The 19,336-nt window shown below is 49.4% G+C and carries 18 protein-coding genes; 16 read left to right on the top strand and 2 right to left on the bottom strand.

Going from position 1 to position 19,336, the window contains the following annotated elements:
* Window positions 1-2 precede the first annotated feature (2 nt).
* The 8 genes from EKM99_RS09390 to EKM99_RS09355 all read left to right on the top strand — a co-directional run bounded on the left by EKM99_RS09390 (window position 3) and on the right by EKM99_RS09355 (window position 8,873).
* The gene (locus tag EKM99_RS09390) at window positions 3-1,043 is read left to right on the top strand and encodes a helix-turn-helix domain-containing protein (RefSeq protein ID WP_125583150.1); all 1,041 of its coding nucleotides are present in this window, start codon (window positions 3-5) and stop codon (window positions 1,041-1,043) included.
* Window positions 1,043-2,461, top strand: a complete 1,419-nt coding sequence (locus tag EKM99_RS09385) for a RecQ family ATP-dependent DNA helicase (protein WP_225419828.1) — start codon at window positions 1,043-1,045, stop codon at window positions 2,459-2,461. The genes EKM99_RS09390 and EKM99_RS09385 overlap by 1 nt, the downstream gene beginning before the upstream one ends.
* Window positions 2,462-2,641: 180 nt before the next feature.
* Complete coding sequence (locus EKM99_RS09380; RefSeq protein ID WP_125583148.1) at window positions 2,642-3,271, top strand: LysM peptidoglycan-binding domain-containing protein; 630 nt, start codon at window positions 2,642-2,644, stop codon at window positions 3,269-3,271.
* Window positions 3,272-3,305: 34 nt separating this feature from the next.
* Window positions 3,306-3,983 carry a (d)CMP kinase gene (gene cmk / locus EKM99_RS09375; RefSeq protein WP_125583146.1) on the top strand — a complete coding sequence of 226 codons (678 nt, stop codon included), beginning with the start codon at window positions 3,306-3,308 and terminating at the stop codon, window positions 3,981-3,983.
* Window positions 3,984-4,064: 81 nt separating this feature from the next.
* Window positions 4,065-5,375, top strand: a complete 1,311-nt coding sequence (gene rpsA, locus EKM99_RS09370) for a 30S ribosomal protein S1 (RefSeq protein ID WP_125583144.1) — start codon at window positions 4,065-4,067, stop codon at window positions 5,373-5,375.
* Between the two features lie 99 nt (window positions 5,376-5,474).
* The gene (der, locus tag EKM99_RS09365; RefSeq protein WP_125583143.1) at window positions 5,475-6,782 is read left to right on the top strand and encodes a ribosome biogenesis GTPase Der; all 1,308 of its coding nucleotides are present in this window, start codon (window positions 5,475-5,477) and stop codon (window positions 6,780-6,782) included.
* 238 nt (window positions 6,783-7,020) lie between these two features.
* On the top strand, window positions 7,021-7,296 hold the full coding sequence (locus tag EKM99_RS09360) for an HU family DNA-binding protein (RefSeq protein WP_011667553.1): 276 nt from the start codon (window positions 7,021-7,023) through the stop codon (window positions 7,294-7,296).
* 317 nt (window positions 7,297-7,613) lie between these two features.
* Complete coding sequence (locus EKM99_RS09355; RefSeq protein ID WP_125583141.1) at window positions 7,614-8,873, top strand: tetratricopeptide repeat protein; 1,260 nt, start codon at window positions 7,614-7,616, stop codon at window positions 8,871-8,873.
* Window positions 8,874-9,000: 127 nt separating this feature from the next.
* Here EKM99_RS09355 and EKM99_RS09350 read toward each other — a convergent pair whose 3' ends face one another.
* Window positions 9,001-9,891, bottom strand: coding sequence for a YitT family protein (locus tag EKM99_RS09350; RefSeq protein WP_125583139.1), 891 nt, complete (start codon window positions 9,889-9,891; stop codon window positions 9,001-9,003).
* Between the two features lie 521 nt (window positions 9,892-10,412).
* Between EKM99_RS09350 and EKM99_RS09345 the strand changes: the two genes are divergently transcribed.
* From EKM99_RS09345 to EKM99_RS09330, 4 genes are read left to right on the top strand one after another with little or no spacing between them, the layout of a single operon-like run.
* Window positions 10,413-11,606 carry a CCA tRNA nucleotidyltransferase gene (locus tag EKM99_RS09345; protein WP_125583137.1) on the top strand — a complete coding sequence of 398 codons (1,194 nt, stop codon included), beginning with the start codon at window positions 10,413-10,415 and terminating at the stop codon, window positions 11,604-11,606.
* Between the two features lie 32 nt (window positions 11,607-11,638).
* Window positions 11,639-13,534 (top strand): ABC-F family ATP-binding cassette domain-containing protein, encoded by a 1,896-nt coding sequence (locus tag EKM99_RS09340; RefSeq protein ID WP_125583135.1) that lies wholly within the window; start codon window positions 11,639-11,641, stop codon window positions 13,532-13,534.
* Window positions 13,535-13,546: 12 nt separating this feature from the next.
* Entirely contained in the window at window positions 13,547-14,497 is a 951-nt protein-coding gene (locus tag EKM99_RS09335; protein WP_125583133.1) for a thymidylate synthase, read from the top strand.
* Between the two features lie 17 nt (window positions 14,498-14,514).
* Complete coding sequence (locus tag EKM99_RS09330; protein WP_125583131.1) at window positions 14,515-15,006, top strand: dihydrofolate reductase; 492 nt, start codon at window positions 14,515-14,517, stop codon at window positions 15,004-15,006.
* 821 nt (window positions 15,007-15,827) lie between these two features.
* Here EKM99_RS09330 and trhA read toward each other — a convergent pair.
* The gene (trhA, locus tag EKM99_RS09325; RefSeq protein ID WP_125583129.1) at window positions 15,828-16,469 is read right to left on the bottom strand and encodes a PAQR family membrane homeostasis protein TrhA; all 642 of its coding nucleotides are present in this window, start codon (window positions 16,467-16,469) and stop codon (window positions 15,828-15,830) included.
* A gap of 169 nt (window positions 16,470-16,638) precedes the next feature.
* Between trhA and EKM99_RS09320 the strand changes: the two genes are divergently transcribed.
* The 4 genes from EKM99_RS09320 to EKM99_RS09305 all read left to right on the top strand — a co-directional run bounded on the left by EKM99_RS09320 (window position 16,639) and on the right by EKM99_RS09305 (window position 19,323).
* On the top strand, window positions 16,639-17,490 hold the full coding sequence (locus EKM99_RS09320; RefSeq protein WP_125583127.1) for a DegV family protein: 852 nt from the start codon (window positions 16,639-16,641) through the stop codon (window positions 17,488-17,490).
* A gap of 64 nt (window positions 17,491-17,554) precedes the next feature.
* Window positions 17,555-18,478 (top strand): GDSL-type esterase/lipase family protein, encoded by a 924-nt coding sequence (locus EKM99_RS09315; RefSeq protein WP_125583125.1) that lies wholly within the window; start codon window positions 17,555-17,557, stop codon window positions 18,476-18,478.
* A gap of 13 nt (window positions 18,479-18,491) precedes the next feature.
* Entirely contained in the window at window positions 18,492-19,091 is a 600-nt protein-coding gene (locus EKM99_RS09310) for a YpmS family protein (RefSeq protein WP_125583123.1), read from the top strand.
* 10 nt (window positions 19,092-19,101) lie between these two features.
* On the top strand, window positions 19,102-19,323 hold the full coding sequence (locus EKM99_RS09305; protein WP_125583121.1) for a YozE family protein: 222 nt from the start codon (window positions 19,102-19,104) through the stop codon (window positions 19,321-19,323).
* Window positions 19,324-19,336 lie beyond the last annotated feature (13 nt).

Below are 19,336 nucleotides of genomic sequence, written 5' to 3'. Positions count from 1 at the left end.
CCGTGGAAGCCGTTGACTTAGGCCAACTTCTAAGTAGCAAACAGGATCGAAGAATCCGGGTCATTGAAAATCTTTTGCGCGGCAAAAAAACGGTGTCCACCCTTTACTGGGGGCAACGGTACCACTTGCTGCCCCTGTTGAATCTCTCAAAACACTTGGCCCGTGGCGGCTTGGATACGGCGATTCAAGACCTTCAGCAGCGCGATTGGGTGACGGTTGACGCGGAACAAAAAACGCTGCGCTTAACGGCCAAGGGTGAAGTGGGCCTGGCACAGCACGCCTATTACCGGCCCGTTACCGTGGATCAGTGGGTGAATTGGGATCTCAATGCCGCCCGGCAACGCCTGTTACTCGCGGTTCAGGTAACCTCCCAATTCGCGCACAGTACCGCTCGCTACTACCCGCTGGCGACCGACCAAGAAACCCGGCGAGCCGTGCGGCAATGGTTTCACGGCGCTAAGGGACCAGCGCTTGCCAGCGATTTGGCAACCGCCCTGACCGCCAGCTTGCGACAATTGCCTAACGAAACAGCGAGCATCATGACCGATCAATTCACGGGATTCGACCAACCAGGCTTAACGCTAGAGCAGTTGGCCTTAGCGACCGACCAGGCCATCTGGCAAATTCGACTCAGGGAATTTGACGGAGTGGCCCAGATTGCCCGTGACGCGTGGCAGACCACACATCCATTGCACAATCTATTGGCGCCACTGTGGCGGTTACCCGTATCCACGAGTTCACAAGCAACACTGGCAGCGGTGACGGCTGGTGGTGATTTACAACGGGTCGCCGATCGCCGTAAGATTAAGCTCAGTACCGTTCGCGAGCATCTATTAGAGGCGGCCATCATGCTACCGGTGACGGATTTTCCGTATGAGTTGGTCTTGCCACCAGCAATGCGGGAGGCCTTTAGAACGGCTGTACACGGCGACTTAGATTCGTGGCAATACGTGGCTTTACCCCAGGCGATGCAAGCCGAATATGATTTTTTTTATTTTCGACTCTACGCAATTTGGCGAATGAAGCAGGAGGTACCGGCATAATGGAATCTTTAACCGCAAGTTTGCAACGGGTCTTTGGGTTTAGTCAGTTTCGTTCGGGTCAGGAAGCCGCTTTAACCAGCTTGGAAGCGGGAAAAGATACCCTAGCAATTTTACCGACGGGTGCCGGGAAAACCTTGATTTACCAACTCTATGGTTACCGTCATCCGGGGTGCGTGCTCATCGTGTCGCCGCTACTTTCACTCATGAACGATCAGGTCGACCGCCTGCGAATGAACGGCTTTAAACGCGCAGCGGCCATTAACTCCTTGACGCCGTTTGGGGAACGACTGAGCATCTTAAATCATTTGGATCAGCTGCAGTTTCTCTTTTTGTCGCCAGAAATGCTGTCACAACCACAGATGCTGAACCAATTACAACGCATCAATTTGAGTCTGCTGGTGATTGATGAGGCCCACTGTATCGTCCAGTGGGGCCCAGACTTTCGGCCGGAATACCTCCTGCTGGGCGCTATTCGCGACAAGCTTCAGCGACCATTAACCCTCATGTTAACTGCCACGGCTGGCAAACAGACCCGCCACGAGATTGCCAAGCAGTTGCGGAGCACCCCAGCAGTCGTGACTGAATCGGTCAATCGACCCAATATCTTTTTGGATGTCGAGAATGTGGCCGACGAAGCCACGAAGCAGTCGCGGCTACAGGATTTGGTCAAACGGCTGCCACGGCCAGGTGTGGTGTACTTTTCGAGTAAGCAACAGGCCAGTGACACGGCCTTGTGGTTGCAACAAACAGCTGGCGTTACCGCGGCGGCCTATCATGCAGGCTTGGACGCCGAGGATCGTTTCAAGATCCAGCAACAGTTCATGACCGACAAGCTGGACATTATCTGTGCGACCAGTGCCTTTGGCATGGGGATCGACAAGGACAATGTTCGGTTCGTAATCCATTATCATTTACCAGCAGACTTGGAAAGTTACGCGCAAGAGATTGGCCGGGCCGGTCGGGATGGTGCCCCCAGCGTTGCCATTTTGCTTTATGCGCCGGGTGACGAGCAACTGCCCTTGGCCCTAGGTCAGTCAAATCGACCGGAAGCCGAGACCATTCAACGATACTATGCGCATCCGCAGAGTTTTGCCGCGGACGAGCCCCAGATTCACCTGTTGGCTTTTTATCGGGACCATGGCATCAGCCAGGCGGCAGTCGAGCGGCTCTTTGCGGGTCGTGAACGGGAACGAAATCACGCTTTGAGTCAGATGGTTGACTACGTACAGTCGCCAACCTGTCTCAGAGAAAAGTGGCTGCAGGCATTTGATGAAGCGGCGCCAGCACATGATGAAGCCTGCTGTGCGCCAAGTAATCAGCCATTAGATTTGGCGGCCATTCACCTTTTGCAACAGGCGGTGACGCCTGCACCCATCCAGAAGGTGCCATGGCAGGAAAGGCTGGCACGGTTATTTTAGTGATAGTGAGTGACGGGGACCAATTTGCTATTTTGCAACACAAGGCGTTAATTATCCCTAAATATGCTTAAGAGAATTCTAAGGAATGCCGTGATGTCGACATTTTAGCCAATTATAGCTATCGAAAAAAACGCTGACGTGGTACAATTACCGGTGAAAGTTTTTCAGGGAGGTTAGATGATGAGTCAGAAGCGTGACGATCAAACGCCGAAGAAACAAGAATCCCATCCATGGGACCAATCATTTGCTGATGATCGGGACGACCAGGGTAACCTGTCACGAACGAAAATGCGGCGGCAAAATCACAGCAATACCATGGTAACGATTATTTTAGTTGCCATTATTGTGGTGATTGCTGCGGCGTCATTGGTCTATGGACTGGCGCGACAAAGCGCTGTTAACCGGCCACAGAATACGGAAAAGGTGGCGGCAAGTTCGTCCAGCTCATCCAGTAAGGCTAAGAAGAGTACCAGCAGTCGGAAAAAGTCTTCAGCCAAGAAGGCTTCTTCAACCGTGGCCGCTAGCTCGCCTAAGAAATCTACGACTTCAACCACAACTGCTAGTTCAGCTAAAACGACTAGCAGTTCTTCTGCTACTACCGACTCAACGACTGCCAGCACCACGAGTTCCAGTAGTGCTAGCAGTTCAAGCAGTTCTGCTGCGGGTTCCAAGTATGCAACGGTTGAGTCTGGTCAAGGGGTCTACCGGGTAGCGACCAATGCCGGTATCTCTGTGCAAAAATTATTGGAATTAAACGGCCTGTCTTCTGGTTCGTCCCTTTATCCGGGACAGAAGTTGCGGGTTCGCTAAGCTTTAAAAATATTGAATAGGGAGTTTGGTTTTCATGGAGAAACAAGGATTGCAAGTTGCCATTGACGGCCCAGCATCTGCCGGCAAGAGTACGGTTGCTAAGATTGTTGCCCAACGTTTTCACTACATATACTGTGATACGGGTGCCATGTACCGCGCCATTACTTGGAAAGTTTTACAAGCAGGCGTGGGTTTAACCGACGAAGCGGCCGTTAAAGGGCTGTTGGATCAAATCACCATTCGTTTTGAACCAGGGACACCGGTCCAAAAGGTGTTCGTGGACGATACCGAGGTCACCTTGGCGATTCGCCAACCAGATGTGACCAATTCAGTGTCAGCCGTCTCAGCACTGCCAGCTGTTCGGACCGAATTAACGGAACGTCAGCGGCAAATTGCCGATGCTGGTGGCATTGTGATGGATGGTCGTGATATCGGATCGACCGTATTACCCAAAGCTGAGGTCAAGATTTTCTTGGTTGCCAGTGTGGACGAACGGGCACAACGCCGGTTGAAAGACAATGCAGCAAAAGGAATCGATACGCCATTAGCGACTTTGAAGCATGAAATCGAAGAACGGGACCGAAAAGATTCCACGCGTAAGGTGTCGCCGCTGACCCAGGCAGCCGACGCAATCCGCTTGGATACTACGTCTATGAGCATCGAAGAGGTTGCTGATAAGATTGCAGAAATCATTCAGCAAAAAGAATCCTAGAGAAATAGGCATTTTACTAGCTTTTACTAGAAGAATCAGCTAAAATAGTATATAGAGTTGTCGCAAGGAGGAAAATTTCGCATGAGTGAAAATGGCACGAGTCAAAACAATGAAAACAATGATTTATTAGATGCTTTAAATAGCATCGACACTGTTAAAGTTGGTGACGTTGTTAAGGGTGAAGTCTTAGCAATCGATGATGACCAACAAGCAATCGTTGGGATTGCTGATACTGGGGTTGAAGGGGTTGTTCCTAAGAAGGAATTAACCACGACTGCAGAAGATATCAAATCTGAAATTAAAGTCGGGGACGTTATGGACCTCGTTGTAATTTCCCGCATCGGTACCGACAAGGAAGGCGGTAGCTACTTACTGTCTCAACGTCGCTTAGAAGCCCGTAAAGTTTGGGACGATATCGAAAAGGAATTCGAAGCTGGTCATACCTTAACTGCCCCTGTTACCCAAGTGGTCAAGGGTGGATTGGTTGTTGATGCTGGTGTTCGTGGTTTCGTACCTGCATCTATGGCATCAGATCACTTCGTTGAAGATCTTGCGCAATTCAAGGGTCAAACCTTGGAATTCAAGATTGTTGAAATCGAACCTAGTGAAAACCGGTTGATCTTATCTCACCGGGCCATTGTTGAAAAGCAACGGGCAGCACAAAAAGAAGAAATCATGGCTAAGTTAACTGCCGGCGACATTGTCGAAGGTAAAGTTGCACGTCTGACAAACTTTGGTGCTTTCGTTGACCTTGGTGGCGTTGATGGATTGGTTCACGTTTCAGAAATCGCCTTTGAACGGGTTGAAAAGCCTAGCGATGTCTTGAAGGTTGGCCAAGAAGTTAAGGTTAAGGTCTTATCTGTAGACCCAGACCGCGACCGGATTTCCCTTTCTATCAAGCAAACCTTACCAGAACCTTGGGACGGGATTGAAGAAAAGGCACCTCAAGGTAGCGTCTTAGACGGAACTGTTAAGCGTTTGACTAGTTTTGGGGCCTTCGTTGAAGTCTTCCCAGGCGTTGAAGGTTTAGTTCATATTTCCCAAATTTCTCATCAACACATCGCGACGCCTGCTGACGTCTTGAAAGTTGGTCAAGAAATCAAGGTTAAGGTCTTAGACGTTCGTCCAGACGATCACCGTTTGGCATTGTCCATCAAGGCCTTGGAAGAAAAGCCACAATCTGCTGACGATTCTTCTGAAAACCACAGTAACAACAGTAGCAACAATAACCGTAGCCGGAGCAACAACAACGGTGGAAACCGTCGTCGTAACAACCGGAACAGTGCTGAAACTTCAACGGCTAATGCCCCAGAAGAAAGCACCGGTTTCTCTTTAGGTGACCTCATTGGGGACAGCTTGAAGAAAGATATGGAAGATAACGAAAACAACTAACATGTTTGGTTGAAGAGGGTTTGGAACGGAACTTTGTTGGTTTCGTTCTGAACCCTTTTCATGTCAACTGACATCATAGAAATAAAGGAGGGATTTATCGTGGCATTTCCAATAGTTGCCATTGTTGGCCGCCCAAACGTCGGGAAGTCAACCCTGTTCAACCGGATCGCCGGCGAACGGATCTCCATCGTTGAGGATACACCTGGAGTTACCCGAGATCGAATTTACACCCATGCTGAATGGCTGGGAACTGAATTTCGGATGATTGATACTGGGGGAATTGACCTCGGTGATGAACCATTTTTAACTCAGATTACACAACAGGCTGAAATTGCGATTGAAGAAGCCGACGTCATTGTCTTCATTGTGAGCGCTCCTGAAGGCGTCACTGATGCGGATGAAAAGGTCGCTAAGATCCTGTATCGCGCTGACAAGCCGGTCATTCTTGCCGTCAACAAAGCCGATAACCCGGAAACCCGGGAGAGTATTTACGATTTCTATTCCTTAGGCTTTGGCGACCCTTACGCGGTTTCTGGGGTCCATGGGTTAGGTTTAGGGGATTTGCTGGACGCCGTTGTGAAGGAATTTCCTGATGACGATGGTGCACCTAAGGATGATTCCATCCGGTTCAGTCTGATTGGCCGGCCCAACGTCGGTAAGTCCTCATTGGTTAACGCAATGCTTGGTGAGGATCGGGTTATTGTGTCCGATATTGCTGGGACGACCCGTGACGCTGTCGATACCAAGTTTACCGCGGATGATACCAAGTTTACGATGGTCGATACGGCCGGGATTCGTAAACGGGGGAAAGTTTACGAAAACACGGAACGTTACAGTGTTATGCGGGCCATGCGGGCGATTGATGATTCCGACGTTGTCTTGGTCGTTTTAAACGCCGAAGAAGGCATTCGGGAACAAGATAAGCGGGTCGCTGGTTATGCCCATGAAGCAGGTCGGGGAATCATTATCCTGGTCAACAAGTGGGATACGTTGAAGAAGGATAACCACACGTTAACCGACTTCCAAAACCTAATTCGTCTAGAATTCCAATACTTGAGCTACGCACCAATCGTCTTTGTTTCGGCCAAGACGGGGCAACGGTTGGATCAGTTGCCAGCTATGATCAAGCGCGTCTCAGAGAACCATAACAAGCGGGTGCAATCCGCAACGCTGAACGACGTGATCATGGATGCAATCGCACTGAACCCAACGCCATCTGACAATGGTAAGCGACTGCGGGTCTACTATGGCACGCAGGTTGCGGTGGCGCCACCAACTTTTGTGGTCTTCGTCAACGACCCGAAGATGATGCACTTCTCTTATGAACGATTCTTGGAAAATCAAATCCGTGAACACTTCGATTTTGAGGGCACACCGATCCATTTGATCGAGCGGGCACGGAAGTAGAAGAAGGGGCATAAGACCAGGTTTTTAGCCTGATTTTAACGTTTTCTTAGTAAAAATCACGATTCTTGAAGTTTTATTGCTAAAAAATGGCGTTATCCCTTGTCATATAAGGCTTCCTGTGCTATCTTTGATAAAGAAATGATGCGGCTGACCGTATTTGTTTCATCATTTTTGGACCACTCAAAAATGATCACTAGATGGCATTCATCTAATCTTCTATGCGGGAGGTGAATTCAAAATGGCAAACAAAGCACAATTGGTTAGCGATGTTGCAACTGCAACTGGCTTAACTAAAAAGGACGCAACTGCTGCAGTTGATGCAGTATTCGATTCTGTCCAAGCAACTTTAGCTAAAGGCGAAAAGGTTCAATTGATCGGCTTTGGTAACTTTGAAGTGCGTGAACGTGCAGCTCGTAAGGGCCGTAACCCACAAACTGGACAAGAAATCCAAATTCCTGCAAGCAAAGTACCTGCATTTAAGCCAGGTAAAGCTTTAAAGGATGCTGTTAAATAATTCTATTATTTAGCGCGTGAAGGGCCAGTACGGTGTATGCCGGGCTGGCTTTTTGCTACGCTTAAGTATTTTAAAAACCAGTGATGGCCTATGAAAATGGTGCTTAGGAACCGTGATGACGTACTTTTCCCCGCAGGAGTGGTAAGATGGTTGGTGCTGATTAAGAACGGTGTCACGATAGTTAAAATACACGCTTAGCTGGCTGACCGTTTTCAGCCCACAGGCGGCGGGTCCCCACAGTAGCTGGAATCTCTAACAGCCGCAGGTGGTCATTCTTTAACCAATAACGAATGATAAAAAATTAATGGAGGCGGATTATGAGTTATGCAGAAACGGCTCTGGACCAATTAGAGAAGGGACAACTAGAGGACTTTAAAAAGCAATACGCCCTGTCCCTCCGGCATGACGACGATGATACGTTGTTTAGCCTAGGTGAAGAACTTTATTCGTTGGGCTTTTTAAACCAGTCGCGACGGATTTACGAAAAATTGTTGAAAAAATATCCGGACGAAGATGAATTACGGACTAATTTGGCCGACATCGCAATCGATGAGGACAAGAACGACGAGGCTTTGGACTATTTGAACCAGGTTCAGCCCGGCTCACCAGCCTACATTGAATCGCTGATGGTGGCTGCTGACTTGTACCAGACACAAGAACTCTTCGAAGTCAGTGAGCAAAAACTTTTAACGGCCAAGAAATTGGCCCCTGAGGAGCCCGTCATCACGTTTGCCTTGGCGGAGCTCTACTTCACCATGCGGGAGTACAGGAAGGCCATTCCGCTGTATTTAGACCTGATTACGGCCGGTACAACGGAACTCTCCCGGGTCAACATTGTCGAACGGTTGGGTGTGGCTTACGCTAATGCCGGTCGCTTTGAACAGGCGATTGGTTACCTGAAGCAGATTCATCCAGGTGAGATGACCCCAGACGTGAAATTTGAGACGGCCTTTACCTACCTGCAGTTAAAGGAACGGACAACGGCGATCGACCTCTTCAACGATTTGAAAGACAGCGATTCCCATTACACATCCCTGTACCCGTACCTGGGACAGGCGCTGGAAGAGGAAAATCGGCTGGAGGAAGCGTTGACGGCGCTGCAGGAAGGCCTGGGTGTCGATCAGTATAACGAGAAATTGTGGTTACAGGCCGCTCACGTCGCCACTAAGCTGGACGATGAGGCCTTGGCGGAGAAGTATTTGAAGCAGGGCCATCAGCTCGACAGCGACGATTTAAGTGCCGTCATTCAGCTGAGTAATCTGTACGTGAAGCAGGGACGTTGGCAAGAAAATGTCGACTTGGTCCAGCCCTATGTCAAGAGCGATGACGCCGATCCCCAATTGTATTGGAACTTAGCGGTCACGGCTGAGCATCAAGAGGACTTTGCGGCCGCCCGTAAGAATTACGATGCCGCCCAGCCATTCTTCATGGATCAGGCAGACTTCTTGAAGCCCGCGATCTACTTTTACCGTGAAGAAGGGGCCAGTGACCAAGTCGTGAAGCTCTTACATGCCTATCTGCAAGTGGTGCCAGATGACGCGGAAATGGCGTTGATGTTAGAAGGGTACGAAGACTAAGGTGTCGCGTAAAGAGAAGGTCTCTGCGGAGGCGTTCTTTTTGTTTGAGTAAGAACACAATAATTACTTTAACTTATCTCACAAAAATAAAAGCAATCGCAAAAACCGCGATTGCCAAAACCAGAACCTAACGTTTAAAGCGTCCCAAAATACCTTTCTTCGGTACCGCAAACGAAAAACCTTCGCCTAAAGCCTCATTTACATTAATCACGGAGACAAACGCCCGTGGATCATTGCGTGAAATAATTTGTCGTAAGCGATGTAACTCGCTAGGGGCGACGACCACGTAAATCATTTTCCGTTCCTGATGGGAATAGCCACCTTCGCCATTCACCAAGCTAACGCCACGTTCCAGTTGATCCATGATGTCATTGGTAATTTCTTGGTGCTTGGCGGACACGACAATGACGCCCCGAGCCGCGTAGGCACCTTCTAGCGTGAAATTAACGATGCGGGAGAACACGTAAGAATAAATCAACGTGTACGCCATGTGCTGCAGATCAATGTAGACCAATGAGATTAAGAGCACGACCACATCTAAGTATAATAGCGTTTTTCCCATTGGCACGCCGCGGAACCGCTCGAAGATTCGGGCGACGATATCGGTACCACCGGTTGTTCCACCGTAACGGTAAAGCAAGCCGGAACCCAAGCCACCGATTAACCCAGCGCCTAGAGCCGAAAGCAACAGGTCGCCGTGCAGGTCAATCACAATCGGCACCCGTTGCCAGACCCACAGAAAAAGGGACAGCATAACCGTGCCATAGATGGTGTAGACCAACGACTGACGGCCAAGAAACCGCCAACCAATAATAATCAGGGGAACGTTAATCAAAATTGTTGAGTAGGCGGGGTCAATCTTGAATAGCGCCCGCAAAATTAGCGTAATCCCCGATATGCCACCATCCGCTAAGTGATTCGCAATGTTAAAGAAAACCAAGCCAAATGCAAACATGGCGCAACCGACACCAATCATAATTAAATCAAACAGGCGAATCGATTCGTCCTTTTGAGCCATACCATCCACTCCTTACGTACGCCGTTGGGGCCATCAATAGAGGTAGCGGCCGTCAACGGTGTGATTCTCATAGACCCATCATAGCACAGCCACCCTGAAAGAACCTACAGCTCATTTGTTCAGGACGTTCATTTCTAAACAATTGATGGGCTTTGTCATGTTTTAAGGACAACTTCTGAAGAAAAATCCGGACGTACAAACAGCTTAGATTAACGCGGATGACGATTAAATTAGGTCAAAAATGCCACCGTTGTCCTGAGAAACGATGCGCCAGCCGGGTATAGACAACTCTAGTATCTTTCGTGTAAGGCTATTTTAGACACCATATCGTTGCAAATCAGATCATTTAATGATCAGTCATTGACCTACGCAACGTAGGCTCACGGTAAGCCGGCAATGTTGCCAATGACTTTTAGTTTCGCATAATCTCCAGGAGTTTGAATTCAATTTCTGCGGCGAATCTGTTAGACTGACATAGTGAGTGAAAAACAGAAATAAACTGGCAAAAAAGGGTGAAGAGAATGAAATTAGAACACTTACCAAATGAATTTGAATTGGCCCGGCCAGTCTTACAGACCATTGAACAGGCCGGTTATGAGGCTTATTTCGTGGGTGGGAGCGTCCGCGACACCATCCTGGGTAAAACCATCCACGACGTTGACATCGCCACCAGCGCCTATCCTAATGAGATTAAAGGCCTGTTCAAGCGGACCGTCGATACCGGTATTGATCATGGTACCGTCATGATTTTGGATCACGGCACGGGGTATGAAACCACCACGTTCCGGTCCGAGTCTACCTATACCGATTACCGCCGACCCGATCAGGTCACCTTCGTGCGCTCGCTTGCCGAGGACTTAAAACGGCGCGATTTCACCATTAACGCACTGGCAATGAAGGAAGATGGGGAAGTCATTGACCTGTTCAACGGCTTAACTGATATGCAAAACCATGACATTCGTGCGGTGGGTGACGCCCAAGAGCGTTTCCACGAGGACGCCTTGCGGATGATGCGGGCGGTTCGGTTTGCGAGTCAACTGGACTTCACCATCGTTCCGGAAACACGTGATGCCATCGCGGCGCACGCCCAACTGCTAACAAAGATTGCGGTCGAACGCACACAGGTCGAATGGCTCAAACTTCTGATGGGGCAAACGCCACAGCGCGGCCTGCAAGATTTCATGGACACGGGCTTATGGCAGTACTGTCCGGACTTTGGCGAACATGAGACGGCGCTAACCGACCTTGTTCAGCGGTTACAACACGGTGTTTCGTCTGAAATTGCGGCCTGGACGCTCCTGACGACTCAGTTTGCGCTCGACACGCCCGAGATTACGGTATTTCTCAAACACTGGAAGACGGCCAATCAAACGATTACCGCCGTGCAAACAGCGACCACGGCCGCTGATCACTTATTAGTTGGTGATCTGACCGCTTGGCAACTCTACCAATGTGGTGCCGAACTGGTGCCGGTGGCCAATGAAGTTGCGACAATCCTGGGGACACCGGATCGTTTGAACCTGTTGACCAGCCAGCTGGCAGCGCTCCCCATTCAGCACAAGAAGGAACTTGCCATCACGGGTAAAGAGCTCATGCAAGCGGGGATTCAGCCCGGACCACAATTGGGCGCCATCCTCGGCGATTTAGAATTCCAGGTCGTGACTGGCGTTTTACCAAACGAAACAGCCGCATTGGTGGCCCACGTCAACGCCTAACGGTAATTTGAAAATAAGAGAGTGAAAAATTTATGCAAACTTTACGGGCGGATAATTTACACCGGACTTACGGTGAAAAAACGCTATTTGATAATTTAAATTTCATTATTAATGAACATGATCGGATTGGCCTGATTGGGGTCAACGGGAGTGGGAAGACCTCACTGCTCAACACGTTAGCCGGAATCAGTACCGAGCAGACGGGTGAAATCAGTACGCCTAAGGACTATACGATTGGCTACTTAACCCAAAAACCGGATTTGGACGAAACTTTAACGGTCATGGATGCCGTTTTCTCTGGCGATCAAAAGGTCTTCGTCACGATTCGGCGTTACGAAGCTGCGCTGGCAACCTATGGGGCCCATCCTGAGGACGCAAAGGCACAACAACGTTATCTGGATGCCGAAGCGCAGATGAACGAAGAAGAGGCTTGGACGGCTGAAAGCGACGTTAAAACAATTTTAACTCAGCTTAAAATCACCGATCTGTCGCAATCGATTAAGACGATGTCCGAGGGGCAAATCAAGCGGGTTGCTTTAGCACAAGTATTGATTCAATCCCCAGACTTATTGTTGCTGGACGAACCGACCAACCACTTGGACTTCGACTCCATTGCCTGGTTACAGCAATATTTGACGGCCTACAAGGGCGCCTTGCTCGTCGTCACCCATGACCGGTACTTCCTGGATCAAATTGCCAACCAAATTTGGGAATTGGACTTTGGGAAGCTCTATCAGTATCCTGGTAACTATCAGGCCTACGTCCAGGAAAAGGCCGAACGGGTGAGTCAAGAAGCCGATGCCGACCAGAAGCAACAGCAGCTTTACAAGAAGGAACTTGCCTGGATGAAGGCGGGGGCCAAGGCCCGTTCTACCAAGCAACAGGCGCGGATCAACCGCTTCAACGACTTGGCTAGCAACGTGGGCACGCGCCAAGTTCAGAACAACGTCGCCATCTCCTTAGGCCAGCAACGATTGGGTAAGAAGGTCATTGAGCTCAAGGACGCGAATTTAACCTTAGGTGGTCACGTCATTCTCAGTGATTTCGATGACCTCATCCAAGGTGGCGAACGCATTGGAATCAGTGGCGAAAATGGTGCTGGTAAATCCAGTCTATTGAACGTGATTGCCCAACGGTTGCCGTTGGATTCTGGCATAGTCACAGTCGGGGAAACCGTTAAGATGGCTTACTATACGCAACAGATTGAGCCAATTCCGGACGACAAACGGATGATCAACTACCTGTCTGAGGTAGGGCAAAATGTGACCGATAAGGCGGGCAACTCTGTGAGTGTCACCGAATTGCTGGAACAATTTCTGTTCCCCCGGTTTATGCACGGTACCCTGATTCGCAAGCTTTCTGGTGGGGAAAAGCGGCGGTTATACCTGCTGAAATTACTGATGGAACAACCCAACGTTCTCTTGTTGGATGAACCCACCAATGACTTGGATATTGGCACGTTGACCGTGTTGGAGGATTATATTTCGCAATTTGCCGGCACCGTCATCACCGTCTCCCATGACCGGTACTTCTTGGATAAAGTTGCCGACCGCTTGTTGATTTTCACAGGCAATGGCGACATTGAACGGTATTCCGGTCGTTTCAGTAGCTATTTAGCAGCCGAACAAGCTCAGAGCAAGCAGAGTACCAAGAGCGAAAAGCCAAAGGCCACACCCAAGCCAGCGGAGCAAACCACTGAACCGAAGAAAAAAGTGAAGCTGACCTACGCTGAACAAAAAGAGTGGGAAGGCATCGAGAGCCTGATTGACGGCCTCGAAGACCAAAAGTCACAGGTTCAGACGGCCATGAATGCCAACGGCGCGAACTATGATAAATTAGCTGATCTTCAGGCGCAATTAGACGACCTGGACAAGCAGTTGGACGACAAGATGGCTCGCTGGGAATACCTCAGTGAGTACGCCGAATAGGAGGCCGTGAACGTGTTAGAAGATGCTTATTTAAATTTGGCCAAAACGGTTTTGAACGAGGGTCACGAGAAGACCGACCGAACCGGAACCGGGACCGTTAGCCTATTTGGGTACCAAATGCGCTTTAATTTGCAAGAGGGCTTCCCCCTGTTAACGACCAAAAAAGTGCCGTTTGGCTTGATTAAATCAGAATTATTGTGGTTTCTGCGTGGGGATACGAATATTCGGTTCCTCTTGCAACACCACAACCACATTTGGGACGAGTGGGCTTTTCAACGCTACGTCGAAAGCACCGACTACCATGGTCCCGACATGACCGACTTTGGTCGTCGTTCGTTGGTGGACGACGCGTTTAATGAACAGTATCAAGCTGAGAAAAAGACATTCTGCGACCGGATTCTCACTGACCAGGCCTTTGGCGACCATTATGGTGATCTGGGCCTGGTATACGGGAGTCAGTGGCGGGCTTGGCAGGGTAATCATGGCGAAACGATTGACCAACTAGCTAACGTGATCGACACGTTACGAACCCACCCGGACTCTCGCCGCATGATCGTGTCGGCCTGGAATCCAGCAGATGTGCCATCCATGGCCTTACCACCATGCCATACGATGTTCCAGTTCTACGTCAACGATGGCAAACTCAGCTGCCAGCTTTACCAACGTAGCGGTGATATCTTCTTAGGCGTGCCCTTTAACATTGCCAGTTACGCGCTACTAACGTCACTGATTGCCAAAGAAGTTGGTCTGGAAGTCGGCGACTTTGTCCACACCTTAGGCGACGCCCATATTTATAAAAATCATATTACCCAAGTCAAGACGCAATTGGCTCGGACGCCCAAGGCAGCGCCACAACTTTGGCTAAATCCGGACAAATCTAGTATTTTTGATTATGAAATGAGTGACATTAAGGTGACCGGGTACGATCCAGCGCCTGCCATTAAGGCACCCGTTGCCGTTTAGAAAGGATTGAGGCGACCATGTTAATTTACTTATGGGCCGAAAGTCAGGGGAAAGTCATCGGGTTTCAAGGCGGCTTGCCCTGGCACCTGCCGGCCGACATGCACTACTTTAAGACCGTGACGACGGGAAATACCATTGTGGCCGGAGCCAAGACGTTCGCGTCGTTTCCCAAACCACTGCCTAACCGTACCAACGTGGTCGTGACCCACCAACCGACCACCGCGTTTCCAACAGGGGTAACCGTGCTCGACTCACTGGACGCAGTGCGAGCATACGCTGCCCAACGACCAGACGAAAAAATATTTGTGGTCGGCGGTGCACAAATTTTCGCCGGCCTGATTAACGATGTCGATTATCTCTACCGCACGGTCATTCACGCCGGATTTGATGGCGATACTTGGATGCCAGCCATTGACTACACCAAGTTTCAGCTCATCGATACGCAGCCGGGGATTCGGAACGCTAAGAATCCTTACGACTTTGCCTTTGAGCAATATCAACGGAAGTAACCTAAACATGAGATTGAAAGCTCAAAGTTAGTTATAGTTTGCCACCTGCGGCTGCCAGAGATTCCAGCTGCTGTGGGGACCACCTGCGGCCTGAGAAGCGGTCCTCCGGCTCGGTTTGAAGCCTGACATAAATCGTCAGTCTCCAAACGCGTCCCACGGTGTAAGCTGAGAAATCTCAGCTTACACCGTCGACACAGCTGCCTCCATCTCTGTCCTCCTCCGGTTCTGATTGTTCTTCAAAACAACATTGGTTTAGTACCTCTGCTGGACAGGCAACGTTTGTCTACAGTGTTCCAGTTTGATTTTTGTAATCAGCAAGTCGGCAGATTCAAACAATGTCAGCGATATTTAGAGTCTACCGCTGATGTGTAGAAAGGCATGCCTATATTTCTGTCCTCAACCTCTAGGAAGTAACACTAAAAACGGTTAATCGCTCTCTTCCTCGGCTACTGTCAGGAATTGAGAATGCGATTAACCTTTTTTTAAATTCCGCATATTTTGAATGCAAATGAGGTGTAACAACCCGTCATTGCCCCATTCGCCTAGATACAGTATATTAGCTAGAATCACCGGTAAAGTAATTGCTTAACAACAGACGAGTTTGTTAGCTAGTGTAGGCGTGAGTGCGCCAAATTTAGGCTCAGCCGTGGGATTTTTCAAGTGGGTTGCTTGGAAAATGGCGACTTTGAAACGCGATTTGTGCGGTTCAAAGCGAGCTGAAAGACCGCTTCTCAGGCTTTCAGCGTCCTCCCCACAGCGTTCCAGCCTAAATTTGACGCACGGTAAGCCGGGAGTTAGTCATACAATGTAGGTCAAGTTGTTTACGCGTAAAACAGGATGGAGAAGTACATGAGCGCCGTCCCCAGCATCACAAACAAGTGCCAGATGACGTGCCCAAACGGCACGCCCTTAAAGCTGTAAATGACGGCGCCGACGGTAAATGCAACGCCACCAAAGAACAGCAGGGCAAAGCCAACCGGCCCCAGCCCATCGTACAACGGTTTAATCCCCAGCAGGCACATCCAGCCCATCACCACGTAAATGATCGTCGATAACTTTTGCATTTTCCCCAGCCAGAGGGCCTTGTAGATGATGCCACAGACGGCCATGGCCCAAATAATGCCGAACATCGTCCAGCCTAGAGCACCACCCACGACCAAAAGGCTAAACGGGGTATATGTACCGGCAATCAACAAATAAATCGCACAATGGTCAAATATTTGAAAAACGTGACGACCGCGGGTAAAGTACAAGCTGTGGAACAACGTAGAGGCCAGGTAGAACAATACCAAGATGGCACCATAAATGGCGAAAGTGGTCACGCGTAATGCACCGCCTTTGCCGTGGGCCTGTAACAGTAGAATCACTAAGCCGGCGATACTCAGGGCAGCGCCAATGCCGTGGGTCACCGAGTTTAGGACCTCATTGACAATTTGATAGGTGTGGCTTCGTTCTTTAATCAAACAAACTCCTCCTTAAGGGGTTGGGTACGTTTATTTTTCTCTAAAGCAGTCAGGAGTTCGGAACAACTTACTGAAAATTGTCACTAACTCTGCTATACTATTACCGTATGTTTCATTACGCATATTGTAGCATAAACCAAAATTTCTGGTCAGAAAGAGTGGGATAACCATGGCGAAAATTAAGATTGTCACGGATTCATCTGCCGGTCTCACCGAGCAGCAGATTCAGGACTATGACATCACCATTATTCCGTTAACGGTCATGATTGATGACACGATTTACGTTGAACGGGAGTCCATCACAAATAAAGAATTTATTGATAAAATGAAGACGGCGAAGTCATTACCAAAGACGAGCCAGCCACCACTAGGCAGGTTTGTTGAAACTTTTGACAAATTGGGCGAAGATGGTAGTGGCGTCATTTGTTTCAGTATGCTGGCAGCCATCAGTGGCACCGTCCATACGGCTGAACAAGCTGCGCAATTGTCCAAAGCGGACGTGACCGTGGTCGATAGCCAGTATACCGACCAGGCCTTAGCCTTTCAGGTGGTTGAAGCTGCGAAGCTGGCCGCTGAGGGTGCTGATCGGGACGCAATTTTAAAACGGGCCGAAGCCGTTCGTGATCACACGAAGTTGTTCATGGGCATCGTGACGTTGGAAAACATCCTGAAGGGTGGCCGTTTGAGCCGTGCTGCAGGTATGTTAACATCCCTGTTGAATATTAAGATCGTCCTACAGGTTACCGGTGGCGAACTCAAGATTCGCGCCAAAGGTCGGGGCATGAAGACCATTGACCGCTACTTTGATAAGGTTTACGAACAAATCAAGCAGACACCCGATATCGTCTCGATTGGGATTTCTCACGTGGAAGCTTTTGAATCTGTCGATAAGATTCAAGGCCACCTCAAGGAAATCTTGCCTGACAAAGATGTACTGGTTCGTGAAACGGTACCAATCATTGCGACCCATGGTGGTCCCGGTGCCTTCGCCTTGATGTACTACACGGATCCGACTAAATAATGTAATCCGGAAAGGGGTGGCCGCACGCCACCGCTTTTTCTTTACCTTGAGGGGGAACAATAAAATGAAATTTAAGAATCTCAGTAAGATTATTGGGGTAACCTTACTCCTGGTGCTCATCGTTTTAGCGGCGCTGACTTACTGGCACCCCGGCTCACGGACGACGAAGACCAACAATGCCACCAACAATAACCGGCGCTCAACCGTGCGTGTGGTGGCCCTGGGTGACTCCCTGACACAAGGGGTGGGTGACCAGCAGAAGGATGGCGGCTATACCGGTCGCCTGAAGACCATGATTCACAAAAAGGACCACGTCAAGGTGATCATGCACAACTTTGGAAAATCCGGCGACCGCAGTGATCAGATTGAAAAAAGACTGGTCAACAGCACGGAACAGCAACAACAGTTGAAAAAGGCGCAGGCCATCACTATGACCGTCGGGGGCAATGATTTGTTGCAAACCCTGACGAAGAACGTAACTATCAATCAGCAATCCAAGTTGAACGTGCAACTGAATACGGCCCAGAGCGCTTATCAAAAGAAACTCAAACACCTCTTGACTACCGTTCGCAAATACAATCCCAAGGCCCCCATTTACCTGTATACGATTTACAATCCCGTATACGTCTACTTTGCCAACCTGACGCAAATTACCAACGCCGTCAACGATTGGAACACAGCCACCAAGCAAACAGCCACGACCTTTGACGACCTCTACATGGTGGATATCAACCACGCGTTATCCGTGGGTCAGTATAAATCTGTCGTCCAACAAGCCAAGCTCAAGCACGATGCCAAGAAGTCGAATAATGGTAAAATTTCGACGGCGAGTCTGCAGGAATTGATCCTCGCTAGCAATGCCAGCGACGAGCTTAACGACTACCTATCCCCGACGGACCATTTCCACCCGAACGCCAAGGGATACCGGCTCATGACTCGTTACGCCTTTAAACAAATGCAAGCTCACCAGCAATGGCTGATGAAGTAAGGAGGAATCATCTATGCAACGACATTCAACCCCACAAGCTTCCCGTAACTGGTGGAAGTGGGGGTTCATCGCCCTGGTAGCCATTTTACTGGTTACGGCTGTCACCCTAGGCGTCAAGGCCTTTTCTTCGACGCAGGTTGAATCCACGGCCAAGGTGACCCAAAATACCACCAACATCAATGTTGATCTGAACAAGAAACAAGTGAACGCACTAGCCGATTACTATGTGAATAAATCGCTGGAAAATTCGGCTGTGAAGTACCGCTTCCAGGTGTCCGATCACGCCATGATTACGGGATCGACCAAAGTCTTAGGGGCTAACGTCAACTTTGTTTTACTCTTAAAGCCAACCGTGTTATCCTCAGGAGACGTGCAATTAAAGGCACAAAAGTTATCAGTGGGGGCTTTACCTGTACCGATTACGTTCGTCATGAACTATATTGCCAAGAACTATCCCTTACCTAAATGGGTTGCCATGGACACGGGTAACGAAACCATTACGCTCCACCTGACAGCCATTGGAAACGGTAAGAAGCTGTCATTTGCGGCGAAAAAGATTGACCTGTCGGGTGCCGGTAAGTTTGTCTTCCAGGCCCGGATTCCGAAGAATTAAGGAGGCACTCATGCCGAAAACGTTTTATCAGTATTTAATGACCCAACGAAATCCAGAAAGCTACGATCCGGTGGCAAGTTTTGCCAACAATGCTTTTCTGGACAGCTCATTTCCCAAGCAGGAGACTGAGTTTGAACCACTATCAAAATATTTAGAAGAAAACGCCCCGTACCTGCCATCCATGACGATCTTTGACGACGCCTGGCAGCTGTATTTGGCCGCGATTGCTTAACGAAGGAGCACAC

It is taken from the genome of Levilactobacillus cerevisiae (assembly GCF_003946245.1).
Taxonomy (GTDB): domain Bacteria; phylum Bacillota; class Bacilli; order Lactobacillales; family Lactobacillaceae; genus Levilactobacillus; species Levilactobacillus cerevisiae.
This window is presented reverse-complemented; position numbering and strand designations above follow the sequence as displayed.